General features: G+C 34.6%; 17 protein-coding genes and 1 other annotated feature. Of the genes, 10 read left to right on the top strand and 7 right to left on the bottom strand.

The window, feature by feature from the left end:
• Together I6L50_RS21055 and I6L50_RS21050 are read left to right on the top strand one after the other, a co-directional pair.
• On the top strand, nucleotides 1–387 hold the full coding sequence (locus I6L50_RS21055) for a DUF3887 domain-containing protein (RefSeq protein WP_088039640.1): 387 nt from the start codon (nucleotides 1–3) through the stop codon (nucleotides 385–387).
• Nucleotides 388–501: 114 nt separating this feature from the next.
• Nucleotides 502–813, top strand: coding sequence for a hypothetical protein (locus I6L50_RS21050; RefSeq protein WP_044438217.1), 312 nt, complete (start codon nucleotides 502–504; stop codon nucleotides 811–813).
• Between the two features lie 42 nt (nucleotides 814–855).
• On the opposite strand, the gene I6L50_RS21045 is transcribed toward I6L50_RS21050, so the two are convergent.
• The 3 genes from I6L50_RS21045 to I6L50_RS21035 all read right to left on the bottom strand — a co-directional run bounded on the left by I6L50_RS21045 (nucleotide 856) and on the right by I6L50_RS21035 (nucleotide 2919).
• Entirely contained in the window at nucleotides 856–1071 is a 216-nt protein-coding gene (locus I6L50_RS21045) for a helix-turn-helix domain-containing protein (RefSeq protein WP_000974615.1), read from the bottom strand.
• A gap of 10 nt (nucleotides 1072–1081) precedes the next feature.
• Nucleotides 1082–1564, bottom strand: a complete 483-nt coding sequence (locus I6L50_RS21040) for a DUF2975 domain-containing protein (RefSeq protein ID WP_002032872.1) — start codon at nucleotides 1562–1564, stop codon at nucleotides 1082–1084.
• Between the two features lie 764 nt (nucleotides 1565–2328).
• Nucleotides 2329–2919 carry a hypothetical protein gene (locus I6L50_RS21035; protein WP_219302846.1) on the bottom strand — a complete coding sequence of 197 codons (591 nt, stop codon included), beginning with the start codon at nucleotides 2917–2919 and terminating at the stop codon, nucleotides 2329–2331.
• A 618-nt stretch (nucleotides 2920–3537) separates the two neighbouring features.
• Here I6L50_RS21035 and desA point away from each other — a divergent pair.
• Complete coding sequence (gene desA / locus I6L50_RS21030) at nucleotides 3538–4569, top strand: Delta(5) desaturase DesA (protein WP_219302844.1); 1032 nt, start codon at nucleotides 3538–3540, stop codon at nucleotides 4567–4569.
• Between the two features lie 539 nt (nucleotides 4570–5108).
• Here desA and proC read toward each other — a convergent pair.
• On the bottom strand, nucleotides 5109–5927 hold the full coding sequence (gene proC / locus I6L50_RS21025) for a pyrroline-5-carboxylate reductase (RefSeq protein WP_016091652.1): 819 nt from the start codon (nucleotides 5925–5927) through the stop codon (nucleotides 5109–5111).
• A gap of 339 nt (nucleotides 5928–6266) precedes the next feature.
• Nucleotides 6267–6477: a binding site (T-box leader), on the top strand.
• Nucleotides 6478–6776: 299 nt separating this feature from the next.
• Between proC and proB the strand changes: the two genes are divergently transcribed.
• A complete protein-coding gene (proB, locus tag I6L50_RS21020; RefSeq protein ID WP_219302842.1) occupies nucleotides 6777–7880 on the top strand; it encodes a glutamate 5-kinase in 1104 nt (367 codons plus the stop codon).
• Nucleotides 7881–7983: 103 nt separating this feature from the next.
• Nucleotides 7984–9231: a glutamate-5-semialdehyde dehydrogenase gene (locus tag I6L50_RS21015; RefSeq protein ID WP_219302840.1), complete on the top strand. Its 1248-nt coding sequence runs from the start codon at nucleotides 7984–7986 to the stop codon at nucleotides 9229–9231.
• A gap of 77 nt (nucleotides 9232–9308) precedes the next feature.
• Here I6L50_RS21015 and I6L50_RS21010 read toward each other — a convergent pair whose 3' ends face one another.
• On the bottom strand, nucleotides 9309–10502 hold the full coding sequence (locus tag I6L50_RS21010; RefSeq protein ID WP_078203511.1) for a NupC/NupG family nucleoside CNT transporter: 1194 nt from the start codon (nucleotides 10500–10502) through the stop codon (nucleotides 9309–9311).
• A 363-nt stretch (nucleotides 10503–10865) separates the two neighbouring features.
• A complete protein-coding gene (locus I6L50_RS21005; RefSeq protein ID WP_002084845.1) occupies nucleotides 10866–12101 on the bottom strand; it encodes a helix-turn-helix domain-containing protein in 1236 nt (411 codons plus the stop codon).
• 136 nt (nucleotides 12102–12237) lie between these two features.
• Here I6L50_RS21005 and I6L50_RS21000 point away from each other — a divergent pair, with 136 nt between their 5' ends.
• Complete coding sequence (locus tag I6L50_RS21000; protein WP_219302838.1) at nucleotides 12238–14526, top strand: glycoside hydrolase family 3 C-terminal domain-containing protein; 2289 nt, start codon at nucleotides 12238–12240, stop codon at nucleotides 14524–14526.
• Nucleotides 14527–14812: 286 nt separating this feature from the next.
• Here I6L50_RS21000 and I6L50_RS20995 read toward each other — a convergent pair whose 3' ends face one another.
• Nucleotides 14813–15304, bottom strand: coding sequence for a DinB family protein (locus tag I6L50_RS20995; RefSeq protein WP_219302836.1), 492 nt, complete (start codon nucleotides 15302–15304; stop codon nucleotides 14813–14815).
• Nucleotides 15305–15658: 354 nt separating this feature from the next.
• Between I6L50_RS20995 and I6L50_RS20990 the strand changes: the two genes are divergently transcribed.
• From I6L50_RS20990 to I6L50_RS20975, 4 genes are all read left to right on the top strand, one after another.
• Entirely contained in the window at nucleotides 15659–16702 is a 1044-nt protein-coding gene (locus I6L50_RS20990) for an ArsR/SmtB family transcription factor (RefSeq protein WP_219302834.1), read from the top strand.
• Nucleotides 16703–16759: 57 nt separating this feature from the next.
• On the top strand, nucleotides 16760–17974 hold the full coding sequence (locus I6L50_RS20985) for an MFS transporter (protein WP_219302832.1): 1215 nt from the start codon (nucleotides 16760–16762) through the stop codon (nucleotides 17972–17974).
• A gap of 97 nt (nucleotides 17975–18071) precedes the next feature.
• Nucleotides 18072–18398 (top strand): antibiotic biosynthesis monooxygenase family protein, encoded by a 327-nt coding sequence (locus tag I6L50_RS20980; RefSeq protein WP_219302830.1) that lies wholly within the window; start codon nucleotides 18072–18074, stop codon nucleotides 18396–18398.
• Between the two features lie 184 nt (nucleotides 18399–18582).
• Nucleotides 18583–19020, top strand: coding sequence for a VOC family protein (locus I6L50_RS20975; protein WP_016091644.1), 438 nt, complete (start codon nucleotides 18583–18585; stop codon nucleotides 19018–19020).
• The last annotated feature ends 177 nt before the right edge of the window (nucleotides 19021–19197 follow it).

Raw genomic sequence — 19197 nt, 5'->3', positions numbered from 1 at the left:
ATGAGAAGAATGTTACTTATTATTATAAGTGCTATCGCGGCGTTCGCGCTTGCAGCATGTACCGGTAATAAAGTAGATGAAAGTACATCAAAAAACTTTATTCCGAAGGCGGAAGAAATTGTATCATTATTAAATGAAGCAAAGTATAAAGAAGTACATGAAAAATTTGATAGTAAAATGAAATCAGCCTTATCAGAAGAGCAAATGAAAGAACTTACTCCTATAATTGAAAAAGCTGGTACATTCGAAAAAATTGAGAAAAAATCGATTGAAGAAAAAGATGGTTTATATACTGTTATTCTTGTAGCAAAGTATAGTAAAGAACAACGTACCTTTATCGTAACTTATAACGATAAAGAAGAAATAGCTGGGTTAGTAATTAGGTAGAAATGTAATGGCAGATAAGGTGGTTGTGTCCACTTTATCTGTTTTTTTGTTTTAACCAAATTATGGTTATTCATGCTAATATGAACACATAGCTATATAAAAGGGGTGGGTATTATGAAAATCGAAATAGTTCCCAAAAAGAAGTACAGTATAATAAGCTATTTATCTTTACTCATCGGAATTATGTGTTTTTTATTCGTTTTTATAACTCCGACGAGAATAGCGAATGCGGGAAATATAGTTGGAGATTATGTAACGATCGCTCTTACAGGTGTAGGTATTATACTTTCAATAATCACAATGACGAAAAAAACAGAGAAAAAGGGGATAGCTATTATTTCATTAGTACTGTCCTCATCATTTTTTATATTTTGGATCATCGCAATTATTTTAGTTTTGACGGGTCAAGTTAGCTTCGCGCCGTAATGAGCAATAAAAAGAGGCCTTCATTAATAGAAGGACTCTTTTTTATTCGGTATCTTCAGGTTGATATTCTAAAATATCCCCAGGTTGGCATTCTAATGCTTTACAAATAGCATCTAAAGTTGTAATTCTAATTGCTTTTGCTTTTCCATTTTTTAATATAGAAAGGTTAGCCATTGTAATTCCAACCTTCTCCGAAAGCTCTGTTACACTCATTTTTCTTTTAGCTAACATTACATCAATATTAATTATTATTGCCATGTTATTCACCTCAGACCGTTAAATCATTTTCTGATTTTATATCTATCGCATCTTTTAAAAGTCTTTGGAGAACGGCAGCAAAGACTGCGATAACCATTGAAGCAAAGATTAGGAGCATACCAAGTATAATAATACCTGGTGCATCATCTCTCTCTGCTACAAGATAGAAGAGTGGCATACCTACCACATATAAAATACTGATTGTTACTGCGCAGTTTTTTATCTTTTTTAAAGCCCTAACAGATAATTTCGAGAAAGCGTTACCCTTGTCAATGAAGCTTACAAGTTTAAAGGCTTGATATAGAGCAAAATAAAAAGGTATCACGGTTGCATATAGATTGATTAAAACAAGATATTTTATAAATGCAATATCCGGGAACAATTCTGCTGCATATTTCCCTATGTTAGGAACTAAAAATATACATAAAGCAAGAACAGGGATTCCAATCAGAATAATAGCTGTCTTTAAAAAGAGTGTTGATCCTTGTTTCATATAAAGCACCTCATTTATTAATTATCTATTTAATCTAACATGAAATTTATCGTTTAACAATAAATTTTTATTTATTATAATCTTGTTTTTATTGTTAAACCAATTTTGTATTTTAATGAAGATAATCATTCCTTCTTTCTGTAAATGATGTTATGTTAAAAGTAACGATTAAGTCGTTCTTATCCCGCTATTTGTGGGAGTCGGGCTGCCCGTAAAAGCCCGATTGGTGAAGGCTAATAATCAGTGGGGATTGAAAAAACCCCCTCTGATTAAAGTTTCACTTTATAGATAATAATTAATATGATTATACCTTTAGAATTTCTTCAACTACTACAAATAAATGAACAGTAAAAAGCCGATTATCCTTTAGATTACAAGAAATCGGCTTTTTTATATAAAAGATTGCTTAGCGTACGAAAATCGCTTTTTGTTGGCAGTGCCCTGTCACAATCAAGCTGAGAAAAACAAATAATCCAAAACGAGAAAATTCTTAAGTTGATGGATGTGTGATGCTACTCCTATGTTAAGGTTCGAGTCATTTGAAACAGCAACCTCTATATTGAGTGGTGTTAAAGCGACGTATATGATAAAAAAGATGTATCGCTTGTAAAAAAATTGCATCACCTTGAATGAGCTAATACGACAAGAATCCGTTTCGGGCCTAATTAGGGAATGCAGTACAGATCAGTATATAGTATACAAGCATTCCCTTTCTATAAATACGGTATGTTTTTAATATAATTAAAAGAAAATTTTTGTGTTCTTTAATATGATGTGACATAATACCAGTTTTTTTCTATTTTTGTGATTTCTTTATATTCATTATTAAAGTCGTATTTGTTTGGTTTAGTATCATTTGGTGTATAAATAAATCCTGAAAAATTATCTAATATACCACGATAAGTAAAAAAGAAAACAGAAATACCATTTTTATTTTGTTGAATAATTACATCCCCACCGTTTTTGGAAGTGGATGCAAACTGTTTAGGTAAATGAATTTGTCTACTATCATAATGAACATTAGGAGTTAACTCTTTATGTTCTATAAGTGCTATAACTTTTTCACGGTCTTCTTTATAGATAATAAAATCTAAATTTATATAAATCTCATTAAATGGTATACATATCCAAGTAATTACTATGATTAGTTGAACAATTAACGGTTTCCAATTTTTGTATTTAATGAGATGTATGATTGTGAAAATTAATATTAAAAAAAACAATCCATGAACTATTATTGAAAGAAATGGCATAACAAATGGGGTAAGGAATTCAACTAAATACCATTTGAAAAAATGATAAAGTATAAGAGCGAGACCGCTTATTAATGTAATTTTGGTTAAATTCTTATTCAAATTTTGAATCTCCTTTCTATACTAAAAACTATGTGATTTTAGTATGAATATAAAATATGTTTTTTCATAAATTTCCCTTGTTTTCATTTTATTAACTTTGTGTGATTAATATTTTGAATATATCATAGATTTGAAATTAAATAAACGGACATTAAATTTTTACATTTTATATAGAATAAAAGTGAGGGAAGTTTTCAAAATAGACTAGTTTTTTATTTGAAATGTAATTTGATTAGTTTCATGAAATAGATCCAGTTCCGGTAAAATCAATTGCAACAAGTGAACATTACGAGACTAAGAGGAGCATATCAAAGTCGGTGACACCGACTTATGGGACAGTTCACTTCTGATTGTGGAAACGGGGCAGTACAGAAGTGGAAAAATTCTGTGTTTCTTTTTAATTAATGTATTTATTTGGAAAAACTTCGAAATTTCCGGCACAAATGCTCCTTCTATCCTATAATAGAAGCTATTCTGGACGTAAGTAATTTGTAAGGAATGAGTAAGAAAAAAGAGATTTTCATAGTATAAAATATTTATTATACCTACGTATAACACCTGCTACTAATAATGTGTTATAATACGAATTAGCAACATAAAGGAAAGGAATTAGAAAAAATGACCTTACAAAATACTAAAAATTTAAAAAAACAAGTTGCTCCTTTTGAAAAATCAACGGCAAAAAAAAGTGTTTGGCAAATCATCAATACGGTAGTGCCATTTATTATCTTATGGTACCTTGCTTATAAAAGTTTGTCCGTTTCTTATTGGTTAGCATTAGTTCCAGCTGTGTTAGCCGCTGGATTTATGACACGGGTTTTCATTATTTTTCATGATTGTACCCATCATTCTTTCTTTAAAAGCCGTCGTGTAAATAGAATAGTAGGGACATGTATGGGTGTTTTAACTTTATTCCCGTTTGATCAATGGGGGCATGAGCATTCCGTTCATCACGCTACAAGTGGTAATTTGGATAAGCGAGGTACAGGAGATATTTGGACGCTTACAGTGAATGAATATTTAGCAGCGCCATTTAGACTCCGTTTAGCATATCGTTTATATCGCAACCCATTCGTTATGTTTGTGTTAGGTCCGATTTATGTTTTTCTACTTAAAAATAGATTTAACAGAAAAGGTGCTAGAAAGAAGGAACGCATGAACACCTATTTGACGAATGTTTTAATTGTTGCTTTAGTAGGGTTACTTTGCTGGGCAATCGGATGGCAATCGTTTCTTTTAGTACATGGTTCCATATTCTTAATAGCAGGTTCAATAGGTATTTGGCTGTTTTACGTACAGCACACATTCGAGGATTCTTATTTTGAAGAAGATAAAGAGTGGGAATATGTGAAAGCGGCAGTGGAAGGAAGTTCGTTTTATAAACTACCTAAAATCTTGCAATTTTTAACTGGTAATATTGGATTTCATCATGTTCACCATTTAAGTCCAAGAGTACCTAACTATAAACTAGAAGAGGCACACAATAATACGCTTCCTTTAAAGAATGTACCAACGATTACTCTTGCTACAAGTTTGCGGTCACTCCGTTTCCGTCTTTGGGATGAGCAAAACAACAATTTTGTTAGCTTTAAAGACGCCAAAAAATTAGTGAAAAACAATGTTTCTATTCCAGTAAAATCAGAACTATAACTTCATCAAATATGACTGACTCCCCTTAATCATTTTCGATTTAAGGGGAGTTTTTGTTTAACTAGTAGATGCACGATATGGAGAAAACTTAAATGATTTAAATTGTAATGGAGGTGGATTAGGAATAGTAGGTATTAATATTAGAGGACGATAAAAATATTATGTTAACAATTTGAGGCGATTGATATTACTTTTTTCAATAGATATTATGCTTAGTCTCTGAGTATATTTCATCTGGTGTGCATCATGTCTTACAAGAAACGTATGATTTAAAACTTAATACAATCTGCAGCAAATACATATAAAAATGATGTTACCTTAATGATAAAAGGGTATTACGCTATAAAATAAATGATAATAAGAACAGTAAAATTATTTTAAGATAACAAAATACAAAACGGACAAACTCAATTATCCTTGAATTTGTCCGTTCAGTTACTGGTGAAAAAGGAGGAGTATGTAAATGTAATGTACATATAGTCTAAAACTGTTTAAAGATATGTGAATGTATTTAAAGTGGGTTTCTTTACACTTATTTATTACTTTTTAGTTTGCCTAGATAGTTCAACAGACTTTTGCGTACAACGCTGCATAGCTGAAATGATTGCTGTTCGTAAGCCTTTTTCCTCTAATGTTGCTACAGCTTCTATCGTTGTTCCGCCAGGAGAACAAACCATATCTTTCAATGCACCTGGATGTATTCCTGTTTCTAGTACCATTTTTGCAGAGCCTAATACAGCTTGAGCTGCGAATTTATATGCTTGATTTCTTGGCATACCATCTAGTACGGCAGCATCTGCCATCGCTTCTATAATCATATATACGTATGCTGGCGAAGAACCACTTACAGATGTTACAACGTCCATTAATTTTTCGCTTACAATCTCTGTTTGACCAAAGCTATTGAAAATGTTTAGCACATCTTCTAAATCTTTTTCTGTCACCATTTCATTAGGGCATAACGCAGACATTCCTTCTCCAACAAGAGCAGGGGTGTTAGGCATTACTCTTACAACCTTTAATTTTTTAGCAAAAGCTTCTTCAGTACTTTTAATGCTTTTCCCGGCAGCGATCGTTACGACGATAACATCGTTTTTGATTATTTCTTTTATTTCGTTAATGATTGATGCGTATAGGTCTGGTTTAATTGATAAAATTAAAATATCAGCATTTTTAGCTACTTCATTGTTGTCAGTAGTTGTAGTTAGCCCATATTTTTCACTAGCATTTTTTAAATTCGTAGTGTTTAAATCCGAACAAAGAATATTATTTGCAGACACTATCTTTTTGTTTAGCATCCCACCAATCATAGCCATTCCCATATTTCCGCAACCGATGAATCCAATTTGTTTATCCATAATAACTCAATCTTGCTCCTTTTATAATAAATTATATCATTTTGAAATTGTTATCTTAAAATAACAATAACATCTCCATGCAATATAAAGAAACATTCTAAGAGAATATATTCCTTTTTGCAACACCAAAAGTTGAAAATCAATTATATTCGACATTATGTAAATATATACACTTTAATTTTAGGTTTTATGTTGATGAATATGAGGTAAATTTATATCGATTTGTATTTTCATTCAGTAGGGTAATAATTTCATACAAGTAACTTGCCGCTCTATTTATTTTTAAAAATACTTCTTGACACCAAATCAAATTATATCGCATAATATAAAAAATTAAACCGAAAATCGTTGAAGGGAAATAGTACATATGTCTTCTTGCGAAAGAGAGTGGAATTCACCGGCTGAAAGATTCCTCGTATAGAATGTATCGAACCTATCCCTGAGTCTTAAATGAAAGTTTAGGCGTACGCCTGCGTTATAGGCGCCAAGTGGATATCTATGTATATCAATTAAGGTGGTACCGCGGAACAATGACCGTTTCGTCCTTTTTATTTTATTAAGGGCGAAGCGGTCATTTTTATTTTGCCCTTTAGTACTATAGGTGCAGCATTGATGAGGATAGACATAGCTGCAAACTGTATAAATAAAAGTGTAATTTATCCCGCTATTTGCGGGCAGTAAAACTCCCACCTCAAAATTCAGGTGGAACAAAGAAGTTAGGTGGGAGATCAACTGCCCATAAACGCCCGATTGGTGAGGGCTAATAATCAGTGGGGGGATGAACAAAACCCCCACTGATTAAAGTTTCACTTTATAAAAACTTTGATTTTAGACTTGGGGGATAAAAAAGTGAAAAAACAACGAATTGTTGTAAAGATTGGGAGCAGTTCCTTGGCAGCAAGTCATGGAGGCATCTGTAAAGAACAACTTTCAAATCACGTTGCCGCATTGGCTCGATTGAAAGAGGAAGGGCATGAAGTTTTGTTGATTACATCTGGGGCAGTCGCTGCAGGTTTTTCTGCTCTAGGGTATCCTAGCAGACCTGTGACAATTAAAGGGAAACAGGCTGCTGCCGCTGTCGGGCAAAGTTTATTAATGCAGGCATACACGGAGGAATTCCGTAAATATGGTATCGTTACTGCACAACTTTTACTAACGAGAAGTGACTTTTCTAGAAAAGAACAATACAGTAACGCTTACGCTACTTTAGGAGAGCTACTAAATCGTTCCGCTCTTCCTATAATCAATGAAAATGATTCCATTTCTTTAGAAGAGCTGACGTTCGGTGATAATGATATGCTGTCAGCTTTAGTAAGCGGACTTGTTTCGGCAGATATGCTCATGATTTTTACAGATGTGAACGGTTTATATGACCAAAATCCTCAGAAAAATGCGGATGCGAAAAAATATCATTTCCTTCCTGAGGTAACGGAAGAAATTGCTTCTCTTGCTGGAGATGCGGGCTCAAAACTTGGGACTGGCGGTATGAAATCAAAAATCGATGCTGCAAAGACGGCACTATCTCTTGGAGTGAGTGTATTTATCGGAACGGGATGTGAACAGGAGAAGTTTTTAGATGTTATGAAGGGCAAAGGTGATGGAACATATATCGGGAATGCTCCTCAAAAAGTGATTAAGATAAACAAGCAATGGATCGCCTTGCATTCGCTTGTTAGCGGACAAATTGAAGTAGATGCGGGGGCAGCCACTGCCATCATTCAACATGGAAAGAGTCTTCTTCCTGCTGGTGTTACAAATGTGTCAGGATTTTTCCAAGTGGGTGAAGTCGTGGAAGTAATCACGCAACAAGGGCGCGTAATAGGAAAAGGACAATGCACATATAGCGCAGAGGAACTAAAGGATCTAAAAGGTATGCAGAGCCAAGATATTCAAGCAAGAGGGGAAAGGCATAATTATGAAGTCATCCATAGAGATCACTGGGTTTCATTTTAAGAAAAGAGAGCACTCAAATTTTAATGGGCAGGAAAGATTTAGATACTGGTGTTAAATGGTTCTCAAATAAAAACTGATTAACCTTAAAAAGGAGGAAATAAAAATGAATGAAGTGTTGGCAAAGGGGAAAAAGGCGAAAGAAATTGCTAGAGAACTTGTACTTAAATCTACAAATCAAAAAAACGAAGCACTTGCTGCGATTGCTGATCAGATGATAGTAGAAACAGCTTATATTTTAGAGGAAAACAAACGGGATATTGAAGAAGGGAAGGCAAAAGGATTTTCTGATTCTCTTCTTGATCGTCTTATGCTGAATGAACAGCGTATCATTGATATGACTGAAGGTATTAAGCAACTAATTGATTTACGTGATCCTGTTGGAGAATGTGTTAGTGCATGGGAACGACCAAATGGATTATCTATTCAGGAGATGCGCGTACCACTTGGTGTTGTCGGAATGATTTACGAGGCAAGGCCGAATGTGACAGTGGATGCTGCTACAATTTGCTTGAAAACAGGAAACGCAGTAATACTACGTGGTAGTTCTTCTGCTATTCATTCTAACAAAGCCATCGTTAGCGTTATTCACCGAGCGCTTAAACAAACAAGCTTGCCTCCAGAAAGCGTACAGCTCATAGAAGATACAACGCGCGATAGTGCAAAGCAGTTGTTTACATTGAATGAGTACTTGGATGTTCTTATCCCAAGAGGCGGCAAGCAGTTAATAGATACTGTAGTGAGAGAAGCGTCTGTTCCAGTACTTGAAACAGGTGCGGGAAATTGTCATATTTTCATTGATGAAACAGCGGATAAACAAATGGCATTTAATATTATTATAAACGCAAAAACGCAGCGTCCATCTGTATGTAATGCAATTGAAACGATTATACTTCATGAGAATTGGGCGCAACAATTTGGTAGCGAGCTATTTTCTTCCTTGAAGGAAAGAGGCGTGGAGCTACGTGGTGATAATAAAGCATTGGCAATTGATTCTTCTATTGCATTAGCTTCAGAAGAAGACTGGGAAACAGAGTTTTTATCTCTCACACTGGCAGTTAAAGTGGTTTCCACTACGGAAGAAGCGATTCATCATATAAATACGTATGGATCCATGCATTCCGAAGCGATTATTACAGAGAACGAGGAAAACGTCAGTAAGTTTTTCACATCTGTTGATGCGGCTGCACTGTATCATAATGCATCAACTCGTTTTACTGATGGATCTGAATTCGGATTCGGCGCAGAAATTGGCATCAGTACACAAAAGCTACACGTAAGGGGACCAATGGGGCTACCTGCATTGACTTCCACAAAATATGTGATTCGTGGAAATGGACAGATTCGGAGATAAGAATTATAAAAGAACAAGTAATAAGATGAAGACACCCAATTCAGTTTAAGTGTCTTCATCTTATTACAATTATTCATTTACCATACAAAAAGCCCCACAAGCATAGCGCTTAATAAGGAAACAGCCATTCCGCTAACAAGAAGCTTCCAAACATTTTTACCGATTATTGATGATTTTTCCCCGCCAAATAATGAATTGTAAGTTCCATAAATCATACCTACTGTACTAAAGTTTGCAAAAGAAGCTAGAAATGTAGTTGCAACTGCAATTGTATGTGGTTGTAAAGACTTTAGGTTTGATTTTAAATCCATCATTGCAACAAATTCATTCGTTGTTATTTTTATCCCCATTAATTCAGCTACATACATAGCATCTTTTCCTGATAAACCAAGTAAAAAAGCGAAGGGACTAAAGATAATCGAGAAGATTTTTTGAATTGTTAAACCTGTTACAAAAAAGCTCAAAATACCATTTAAACATGCTGTTAAAGCTACATACCCAATTACCATCGCTAAAATAACAATAACCATATTCATCCCAACTAACATACTGTTTGAAATAGTAGAAAAGAAATCTTTTTTTTCATTTTTTGAAGGTGAATAAATAACATCATCTTCTTTAGTAACTTCTACAGGATTTAAAACATTAGCCAAGATTAATGCGTTAATACAGTTTAAAGGAATAGCGCTGAAAATATATGTTGCTGGAACCATTGATAGATAAGCACCAAGAATGGATCCGCTGACGCTACTCATACTCATAATTCCAAAAGTCAACAAACGATTTTCTTTTAACACAGATAATTGATCACGAACAACTGCAAGTGCTTCCGTATTTCCTAAAAACATCATTTGAATGGAAAAGAAGCTTTCTAACTTTGGTAAACGAGAAATCTTTGAAATGATTGCACCAACTTTATCAATAATCCAAGTTAAGATTCCAAAATACGAAAGAATATCAAAAAAAGTGATAACAAAAATGATAGGAAGTAAGGCGCTAAAGAAGAAATCAACTGTTTGATTTTCCATAGCTGAAGGAAATGCAAATCGAATACCTTCATTCGCACATGATAGTAGCCAACTGAAAAATGACGCAATTTTATTAATGATAATACTGCCCAATTTCGTGCCTAACATAAACCACGTAATAAAAAGCTCCAATATTATTAGAATAACAATTGGTCTCCATTTTATTTTTCTTTTATTAGGCGAACATAGGAAAACGATTAATATTACAACGAAAATCCCTAACATATTTAATATGAAATGCATGTCAACAACTCCTTGAGGCTTATCCCGCATTAACAGACAGTAAGACTTCCACCTCAAAATTCGCGAATGCGAGGGAGTTGGTGGGAGTTAACTGCCCATAAATGCCCGATTGGTGAAGGCTAATAATCAGTGGGGATGGACAAAACTCCCACTGATTAAAGTTTCGCTTTATTATTTGTATATAAAAAAGCCTCTATTCTTCCAAATTTGGATTATGATCAGAAGTTATGAAGAATGTAAATTATGTTTGGGATTAGTCTATTTCAATTTATGTACTAAAAATTAATGTTTTTTCGCTTTATAAAGGATACGTATTAATAATGTAAAGCAACAAAATAAATCTATTGGTAGAACGAAGGAGAATTAATAGCTGCATCCATTTTTAAATTGTTTAGGTGAAATACCAGTATGTTTTTTAAAAATCTTTGTAAAATGACTTTGGTCGTGAAAATTTAATAATGTAGAAATTTCGGATATAGAATGTCTCGTATAAGTCATTAACTTTTTTGACTCATCTACTTTGGCACGCTGAATATATTCATTTAGAGAAATTCCAACTTCTTTTTTGAAAAGGGAAGATAGATAACTAGGGTTTAATGTGACTATTTCTGCAAGGATAGTTAGTGTAATATCACCATAAAGATGAGTAAATATATAATTTTGGCATTCGTTTATAGGTTTGGAATGTTGCTGCATTGTACCATTTTTGACACGTTCTGCAAACTCAAGTAAAGCATTCTCCAAAAAAGGGGCAATGGCTTCATTTTTATGTATTTCTTCGAGTTTTTGTATAAATAAATCGCTAAGAGTATATGCGATTTCAGGGAAAAGTCCTCCTTCTATCGCAGATCTAGTTGCAAGTGTAATAGCTGCAATGGCAGAATTTTTTTGGCTTCGCAGGTGACTCGTCTTTGATAACACCCCAAGCTCTCCTGATTCAGGTAATCTCCTTAGATTTTTAATTAAATCATCCTTTTTCCCTTGCTTAATACACTCAAATATTTTCCTCTCAGCTAGTGGATCGATATGAGTTAATGTACTTTGTCGTTGCTCCGATATATGTATTTCAGGCTGTTCAATTTTAAATTCTACCTTTTTTACAAGCATGTTTTTTTGCAGAACATCTGCTATGTTCAATTGTTTCTGATACAGCATGTAATAAAGCACTAAACTTATATTTAAAAAACTCAAATTATTTAATACGGGTAGAGAACGATAATATCGAATCATTTCTTCTTTGTCTATTTTTAGTTGAAGATCATTAACGATACCTTTAATTGATGTTTCTGATAGCCTGGAATAAAGGACGGGTCCAACAATGATGTTCCCACTAATTTGGTCGTTCAAACGCAGATTAATTGCGAAAAAATTTTCAAGAAAGGCTGTCTCTTCTAATGACGGAAAAGTAAAGGGAGGCTGTTCTTTAAATATTTCATTAAGTATCGCCTCTTTTGAAGAATACATAGGGTTATGCTGAATATTGGACGAGATTTCAAATACTAAATCTCCATTGTTATTAAGAAAATAGACAGGTGTTTTATGTACGTCAAAGACTAATTTACAAATATAATATAAATCCTCTAGTTTGGAGAAACTCATTATTTTAACCTCTATTCTTTAAAAATCAGCTAAATTTTTTACCAGTATTCTAAAAAATATACCATAACATCTAAAAAATAATAACTATAATGACATTAAGAAAACGTTTACTTAATTATTTTTTAGGAGGGCTATCATGAAAAGGGATATTAAGAAAATCATTTCACAAATGACATTAGAAGAAAAGGCAAGTCTATGTTCTGGATTAGACTTTTGGAATACAAAAGGGATTGAGCGATTAGGAATTCCTTCAATTATGGTAACTGATGGACCACACGGACTTAGAAAACAGGCAGAGGGAGCAGATCACTTAGGGATTTATAACAGTATTCCAGCGACTTGTTTCCCTTCAGCAGTAGGGTTAGCAAGTACATGGAATAAAGAATTAATAAAACAAGTAGGAGTTGCATTAGGAGAAGAATGTCAGGCTGAAAATGTAGGAGTTCTCCTTGGACCAGGTGCAAATATAAAACGTTCGCCGCTATGCGGAAGAAACTTTGAATATTTTTCAGAGGACCCGTATTTATCATCACAAATGGCTGCAAACCATGTTAAAGGCGTACAAAGTCAAGGGGTTGGAACGTCATTAAAACATTTCGCTGCTAATAATCAGGAGCATCGCAGAATGTCTGTAGATGCAATTGTTGATGAAAGAACATTGCGTGAAATCTATCTTGCTAGCTTTGAAGATGTTATTAAGGAAGCACAGCCTTGGACAGTAATGAGCGCTTACAACAAAGTGAATGGTGAATACGCTTCGGAAAATAACTATTTATTAAATGATATTTTAAAAGATGAATGGGGATTTGAAGGTTTTGTTGTTTCTGATTGGGGTGCAGTAAATGAGCGTGTTGCAAGTCTAGCGAACGGTTTGGAGTTAGAAATGCCTTCAAGCTTTGGAATTGGTGAGAAGAAAATTGTCGATGCAGTTAACTGTGGTGAGCTAGCTGTAGAAAAGCTTGATCAAGCAGCAGAGCGTCTTCTTTACATTATTTTTAAGGCTTATGATAACCAATTAGAAAACGCTGTGTATAGTAAGGACGCACATCATCAGCTTGCAAGAGAAGTTGCAAGTGAAAGTATGGTTATGTTGCAAAATGAAGATTCCATTCTTCCGCTGAAAAAGGAGGGAACGGTAGCAGTAATTGGAGGATTTGCAAAGCAACCACGTTTTCAAGGTGGCGGAAGCTCTCATATTAATCCAACAAATCTTGAAAGTATTCTCGAAGAAATTGAAACGGTATCAGGTGAAAAAACGAACATATTATTTGCCCAAGGCTATGACATTGCCAGTGATGATGTAAATGAAAGCATGGTTAATGAAGCAAAAAAAATAGCAGAGCGAGCAGATACAGCGGTCCTTTTCGTTGGACTTCCAGATCGTTATGAATCTGAAGGCTTTGATCGAAAACATTTACAAATGCCAGAAAATCATGTGCAATTAATTGAGGCTATCGCTGAAGTTCAAAGTAATGTCGTTGTAGTTTTAAGTAACGGTGCTCCAATTGAAATGCCATGGATAGGTAAAGTAAAAGGAATACTTGAAGGCTATTTAGGTGGCCAAGCATTAGGCGGGGCGATTGCCGATATATTATTTGGTGATGCGAATCCAAGCGGGAAATTAGCGGAAACATTCCCGAAAGTGTTAAGCGATAATCCTTCTTACTTAAACTTCCCTGGTGAAGGGGACAAAGTGGAATACAAAGAAGGTGTGTTCGTCGGATACCGTTACTACGATGCGAAAAATATTGAACCGTTGTTCCCATTTGGTTTTGGATTAAGCTATACAAATTTTGAGTATAGTAATCTTTCAATAAATAAGAAAGAGATAACGGATACGGACACTGTTTCTATCAGTGTGAACGTGAAAAATACTGGTAGTAGAGCAGGGAAAGAAATTGTTCAGCTTTATATAAAAGATGTTGAAAGCAGTATGACTCGTCCTGAAAAAGAGCTAAAAGGATTTGAAAAAGTAGAATTGCAACCGGGAGAAGAAAAAACGGTTAGCTTTACTTTAAATAAAAGATCATTTGCTTATTATAATGTTGAATTAAAGGACTGGCATGTTGAAACAGGTGAATTTGAGATTTTAGTAGGAAAGTCTTCAAAAGAGATCGTTTTACATGATAGCATGTATGTTCAATCAACGACTATAATTCAAAAACCAGTGCATCGTAATACGTTACTTGGGGACATATTTACGGACCCAATCTTAGCACCAATCGCAAAAGGGCTTATGGAAAAAGCATTAAAAGACAGTCCATTTGGTAGTATGACTGAAGGGGATAGTGATGCCTCTGAAATGATGGACGCTATGCTGAACTATATGCCATTACGAGCATTAGTGAACTTTAGCGCAGGTGCTTTTACAGAAGAAATGTTGAGTGAAATAATTGGGATATTGAACGATGCGCAGATGAATTGATAAGCGGCGAATGCGAGGAAGTTAGGCGGGAGATAATGGCCCGGAAATGCCTAATTAAAGTTTTACTTTATCCATTGAACATTATTTGTTGAATATTAATTAAGCTTAATAATTCATTGCAGGATGTTTCCCCAGCACGCAAAAAGGCAAATGAGAGTTAGAATCTCATTTGCTTTTTTTGTACTTATTTTGCTAAATGTAGAATCATATGCTTATCTATCATCTTTAATCATTGCTTATCCCGCTATTTGTGGGCAGTAAAACTCCCACTGATTAAAGTTTCACTTTATAAATATGAACGATGAGATGGCCATGAACCTTGGAGTTTACGAAGTTGTATAATTTGACCTGTATGATATGCATCGTGCAATAGGATATTCATATATTGTTGCCAAACTGGTAGAGACGGACTTGGTTGATCCAGTTCTGCTTCTTGAAGGGATGTTAATGAAGATTGTAAGGCATCATGTACTTGGAGTGTTCGCTTCACTGTTTGTTGCCAAGCATCATCATCATTAGGTCCACCTTGGAAAAACGTGTCATCATTATTTTGTGGAGCAACAAATGTGTCATCTTGATGTAAGCGGGAAAGTAAGCGCTCTTTAAAGGTTAGTAAATGGTTTGCATTTTCCCAAATCGTATTACTGGCCTTTCCTTCTGGGTGCCAACATGCTTGTGCAGCGGTAAGATTCTTTAACGCTTCTGATATCGGTGGGTACCATTCTTCTTCGTAAAAAACTTGCTTGACTCCATTTTGCAACATTTCTTTTTTACTCATTCGTATAGCCTCCTTAACTATGAGATAGACCGGCAATAAGTGTTAGAGAAATTAGGTAGAAACGTACCTACTTATCATCTGATTGATGTTTGGAAGTTTCTAAAAGAACAATACGGCGCCGTTGTAGCAATTGCAAAAATAAACTTATGCTTTCAAAATCATTTTTATAAACGTAATAAATTCTCCTTTCTCTTCAATAAACCTGCCTCATAGTTGAACAAGAAAATTAACTGCAGCTTAAATTTAAAACTTGTAGCAATATAAAATTTCAGAAAGTTTTAAAATTCTAAAAAATTAGAAGGTATAATTCGATAAAAATAGAATTAAATACATAGCAAATAAGGAGGGGATAAAATGGAAGTCTTTCACGTGACGAGTAGAAAGAGGGAAACGTACAACGTTGAAATGAAGTATTCGATACTTTTCGAATGCGCACTTGGCATTGCGGCAATTACTCATAAGAGGTTAATCGATACTCTTGAAAAGACTCAAAGTGAATGGGAAGAAATTAGACAATCTTTATCACATGAAATGATAGAGCATTTACAATTTGTTGAGAAGCATAATACATGGAAAGCGTTGCTACAGTTACTGTATGATGGAGATTTTACGGATTTATCTCAGTTTATTCATAATATCAATTCGCTATCGGAAGTAGATTTTAAATATGTGTGCTTACCGTTTTTAGGAGAAATCCATCAAGAAAAAAGACGTTTAGCCGCAAGCGGAGAAGCATCTGTAATACACGAACTAAAGGAGCTGACACATGATCATCAGTTTTTCTCTACGTATATAGAGTTTGTATGTCATGCCGATGTGCGTGAACTAAAAACGCATTTAATTGCCGTTATGACAGGGTGGTATGACAGTGTTGTTAAAAAAGAGGCAGAAGAAATTGTTTCTATACTAGAGCGAGATTATGAAGCGAAAAATGAAATGAATAAAAAGATGCAACCGGAAGAGTTTGTAGAGTGGGCAACAGGTGGCGTTACATATATGCCAGAGCCAAGTGTTCATCACGTACTTCTTATCCCGCAAATTACATACAGACCGTGGAACATAGAAGCTGATATTGAAGATACGAAAGTGTTTCATTATCCAGTCGCAAATGAAAGTATACATCCAGAAGATCCGTATGAGCCGAGTTATTTTTTAGTTCATAAACATAAGGCGCTCGGGGACGAGGCAAGGCTTCGTATTGTAAAACTACTATTTGAACAAGAACGTACGCTGCAAGAAATAACGGAAAGATTACAACTAGGAAAATCGACAGTACACCATCATTTGAAACTTTTACGTTCAGCAAAGTTAGTTGATATTCAAGACGGAAAATATGTATTGAGAAAGAAAGCAGTGCAGTCTTTAGCGAAAGAATTAGATGCATTTTTGAATAGATAATATACAACGAGAATGTACATAAAGGGAGGAATTTAATAGAAAAGTTGGTGAGCTATAGTGAAAAGTGTATTGAAAAACCGTTCATTCTTTTATATGTGGATTGGTAGTGCAATTTCAGAATTAGGCGGGGCTTTCGGGACGTTATGTAATTCAATTCTTGTATATGAGTTAACAGGATCGAAAACAGCATTAAGCAGTATGTGGTTACTATATCTAATTCCTTCTCTCATACTGCAACTTATAAGTGGCCCATTTATTGATAAATGGAGCCGAAAGTGGATTATGATTTTTTCGCAATGGATGCGGGCATCTGTTTTCTTACTGCCTTTGGTGATGCTAGTTACTAGCGGTATAGAAGTTTGGCACATTTACGTTGTCCAAATTATAGTTGGTCTCATTACGCCTCTTTATACCCCTGCGAGCCAAGCGATTACACCAACTGTTGTGAATAAAGAGCAGCTTCAAGACGCGAATGCGTATATTGATGGAATGACTCGTCTTATGATGTTTCTCGCGCCAGTAATAGGTGGTATCGTCATTAAATTTATTGGAATCGAACTTACGCTATCTTTCGTATGTATGTGTTTATTTATAAGCGGAGGATTATTGCTTTTCATAAAAGAAAAGAGGGTACAGCAAGAACTTCGAAAAACGTGGCTAGAGCAGTTTCTTCACGGCTTTACATACTTTTTCACAAAACCAGTTATCGTTTGGCTTGGTATCTTTCTAACATTCGTTCAATTTGGAGTAGGAGTAACGATGGTTACGAATCTTCCTTATATTAAAGACGAACTATCGGCAGGGTATGCTGAATACGGTTATTTTATGGCAGGATTCCCACTTGGCTATGTAGTTGGTTCCATGTTAGTTGGGAAAGTGAAGTATAGAAGCCGTAGATTACTTATGCTTGGAGGATTATTCGTAGGGGGCCTTACTTACATTTCACTAGGTTTAAATAATAGTATTATTATTGCGATTGTAATCGAGGTAATTTCTGGTATTTGCATTTCATTTTTCAATGTTCATAATACGACGATATGCCAACAAACTGTCCCAAATAATATGATAGGAAAAGTATTTTCAGTGCGATTATTTTTCATACGATCGGCAATGCCATTAGGTGTGTTATTAGGGGGAATACTGAGTGAAATGTGGGGAGTGAGAGTACTATACTTTATCATTGGCTCGATTATATGTGTCACTTCTTTAATAGGAATATTGCTCCCGTATTTCAAATTTTTAGATGAGGCGATTGAAGAGAAGTCAGCATAATTCTAAAGATTTGAAACTTTATAATTGAAAATAATTATCATAATCAATTATAATAGAAGAATACTAGTATTCGTATTACAAAGAGGGAGTGGAATATATGTTTATCGAAACGAAAACATTTACAGTAAAAGAAGGTACATCAGATATAGTTGTAGAGCGTTTTACAGGAGAAGGCATTATTGAAAAATTTGAAGGATTCATCGACTTAAGTGTTCTCGTTAAAAAAATAAGACGCGGAGATGAAGAAGTAGTAGTTATGATTCGCTGGGAATCGGAAGAAGCATGGAAAAACTGGGAAACGAGTGAAGAGCATTTAGCTGGACATAGAGCGGGCCGCGGTAAGCCAAAACCAGATCATATCATTAAGGTTGAGCACGGGGTTTATTATGTGAAATCATCGAAATCGGCTTATCAACAGTCGTAAAAATACATTTGTTTAATTATATTCTTTCGAATAAATAACCATCTATCTGCTTACTGATAGATGGTTATTTATATTGAATAAAGAGAATGATTCGCATGCGATGTAAGAAGAATTAACGGACAGGTTAAAACTAGAAATGTTATAATATAAACTCGATTAGTGAGTAAGATTAGGAGGGACAATAATGGTTCAATCGATAGTTCATATTGCATTAGTAGTAAAAGACTATGACGAGGCAATAGAGTTTTATACAAAGAAACTAAATTTCACATTAGTTGAAGATATTTATCAGCCAGAAGAAAACAAACGGTGGGTAGTGGTATCTCCTCCAGGTTCAGTCGGCACAACAATATTACTAGCTAGGGCATCTAAACCTGAGCAAGAGCCCTTTATTGGTAACCAATCAGGCGGTAGAGTATTTCTTTTCTTAAATACTGACGATTTTTGGAGAGATTATAATGAAATGATTTCAAGAGGAATAGAATTTGTGAGAGAACCGAAAGAGCAATCATACGGAATTGTTGCAGTATTTAAGGATTTATACGGGAATTTATGGGATCTGTTGCAACTAAAGGATGATCACCCAATTGCACAAAGAATTAATAGTAAGCAATGTGACTAAGCATTTCACAAGTATGTGAAAATAAAATAGAGCTAGGTATGTAAAAATTAGCAGTGTTTATAATGGAAATGTATGAGAAAAAATATAATTCAATATCGTTTAAAAGGTGTTTGCGTATTTTAGAAACTGAGAAATATCGATATATTCTTATAGGAATTCTATTACGTGCTCAATAAC

Source organism: Bacillus sp. FDAARGOS_1420, from assembly GCF_019344915.1.
Taxonomy (GTDB): Bacteria; Bacillota; Bacilli; order Bacillales; family Bacillaceae_G; genus Bacillus_A; species Bacillus_A mycoides.
This window is presented reverse-complemented; position numbering and strand designations above follow the sequence as displayed.

Bases quoted from the DNA above. Each gene is read 5' to 3' on its own strand.
- I6L50_RS21010 (WP_078203511.1), bottom strand. From the start codon at position 10,502: ATGCATTTCATATTAAATATGTTAGGGATTTTCGTTGTAATATTAATC.
- I6L50_RS21015 (WP_219302840.1), top strand. From the start codon at position 7,984: ATGAATGAAGTGTTGGCAAAGGGGAAAAAGGCGAAAGAAATTGCTAGA.
- I6L50_RS21040 (WP_002032872.1), bottom strand. From the start codon at position 1,564: ATGAAACAAGGATCAACACTCTTTTTAAAGACAGCTATTATTCTGATT.
- I6L50_RS21045 (WP_000974615.1), bottom strand. From the start codon at position 1,071: ATGGCAATAATAATTAATATTGATGTAATGTTAGCTAAAAGAAAAATG.
- I6L50_RS21055 (WP_088039640.1), top strand. From the start codon at position 1: ATGAGAAGAATGTTACTTATTATTATAAGTGCTATCGCGGCGTTCGCG.
- I6L50_RS20995 (WP_219302836.1), bottom strand. From the start codon at position 15,304: ATGAGTAAAAAAGAAATGTTGCAAAATGGAGTCAAGCAAGTTTTTTAC.
- desA (WP_219302844.1), top strand. From the start codon at position 3,538: ATGACCTTACAAAATACTAAAAATTTAAAAAAACAAGTTGCTCCTTTT.
- I6L50_RS21005 (WP_002084845.1), bottom strand. From the start codon at position 12,101: ATGAGTTTCTCCAAACTAGAGGATTTATATTATATTTGTAAATTAGTC.
- I6L50_RS20990 (WP_219302834.1), top strand. From the start codon at position 15,659: ATGGAAGTCTTTCACGTGACGAGTAGAAAGAGGGAAACGTACAACGTT.
- proC (WP_016091652.1), bottom strand. From the start codon at position 5,927: ATGGATAAACAAATTGGATTCATCGGTTGCGGAAATATGGGAATGGCT.
- I6L50_RS21050 (WP_044438217.1), top strand. From the start codon at position 502: ATGAAAATCGAAATAGTTCCCAAAAAGAAGTACAGTATAATAAGCTAT.
- I6L50_RS20975 (WP_016091644.1), top strand. From the start codon at position 18,583: ATGGTTCAATCGATAGTTCATATTGCATTAGTAGTAAAAGACTATGAC.
- I6L50_RS20980 (WP_219302830.1), top strand. From the start codon at position 18,072: ATGTTTATCGAAACGAAAACATTTACAGTAAAAGAAGGTACATCAGAT.
- I6L50_RS21000 (WP_219302838.1), top strand. From the start codon at position 12,238: ATGAAAAGGGATATTAAGAAAATCATTTCACAAATGACATTAGAAGAA.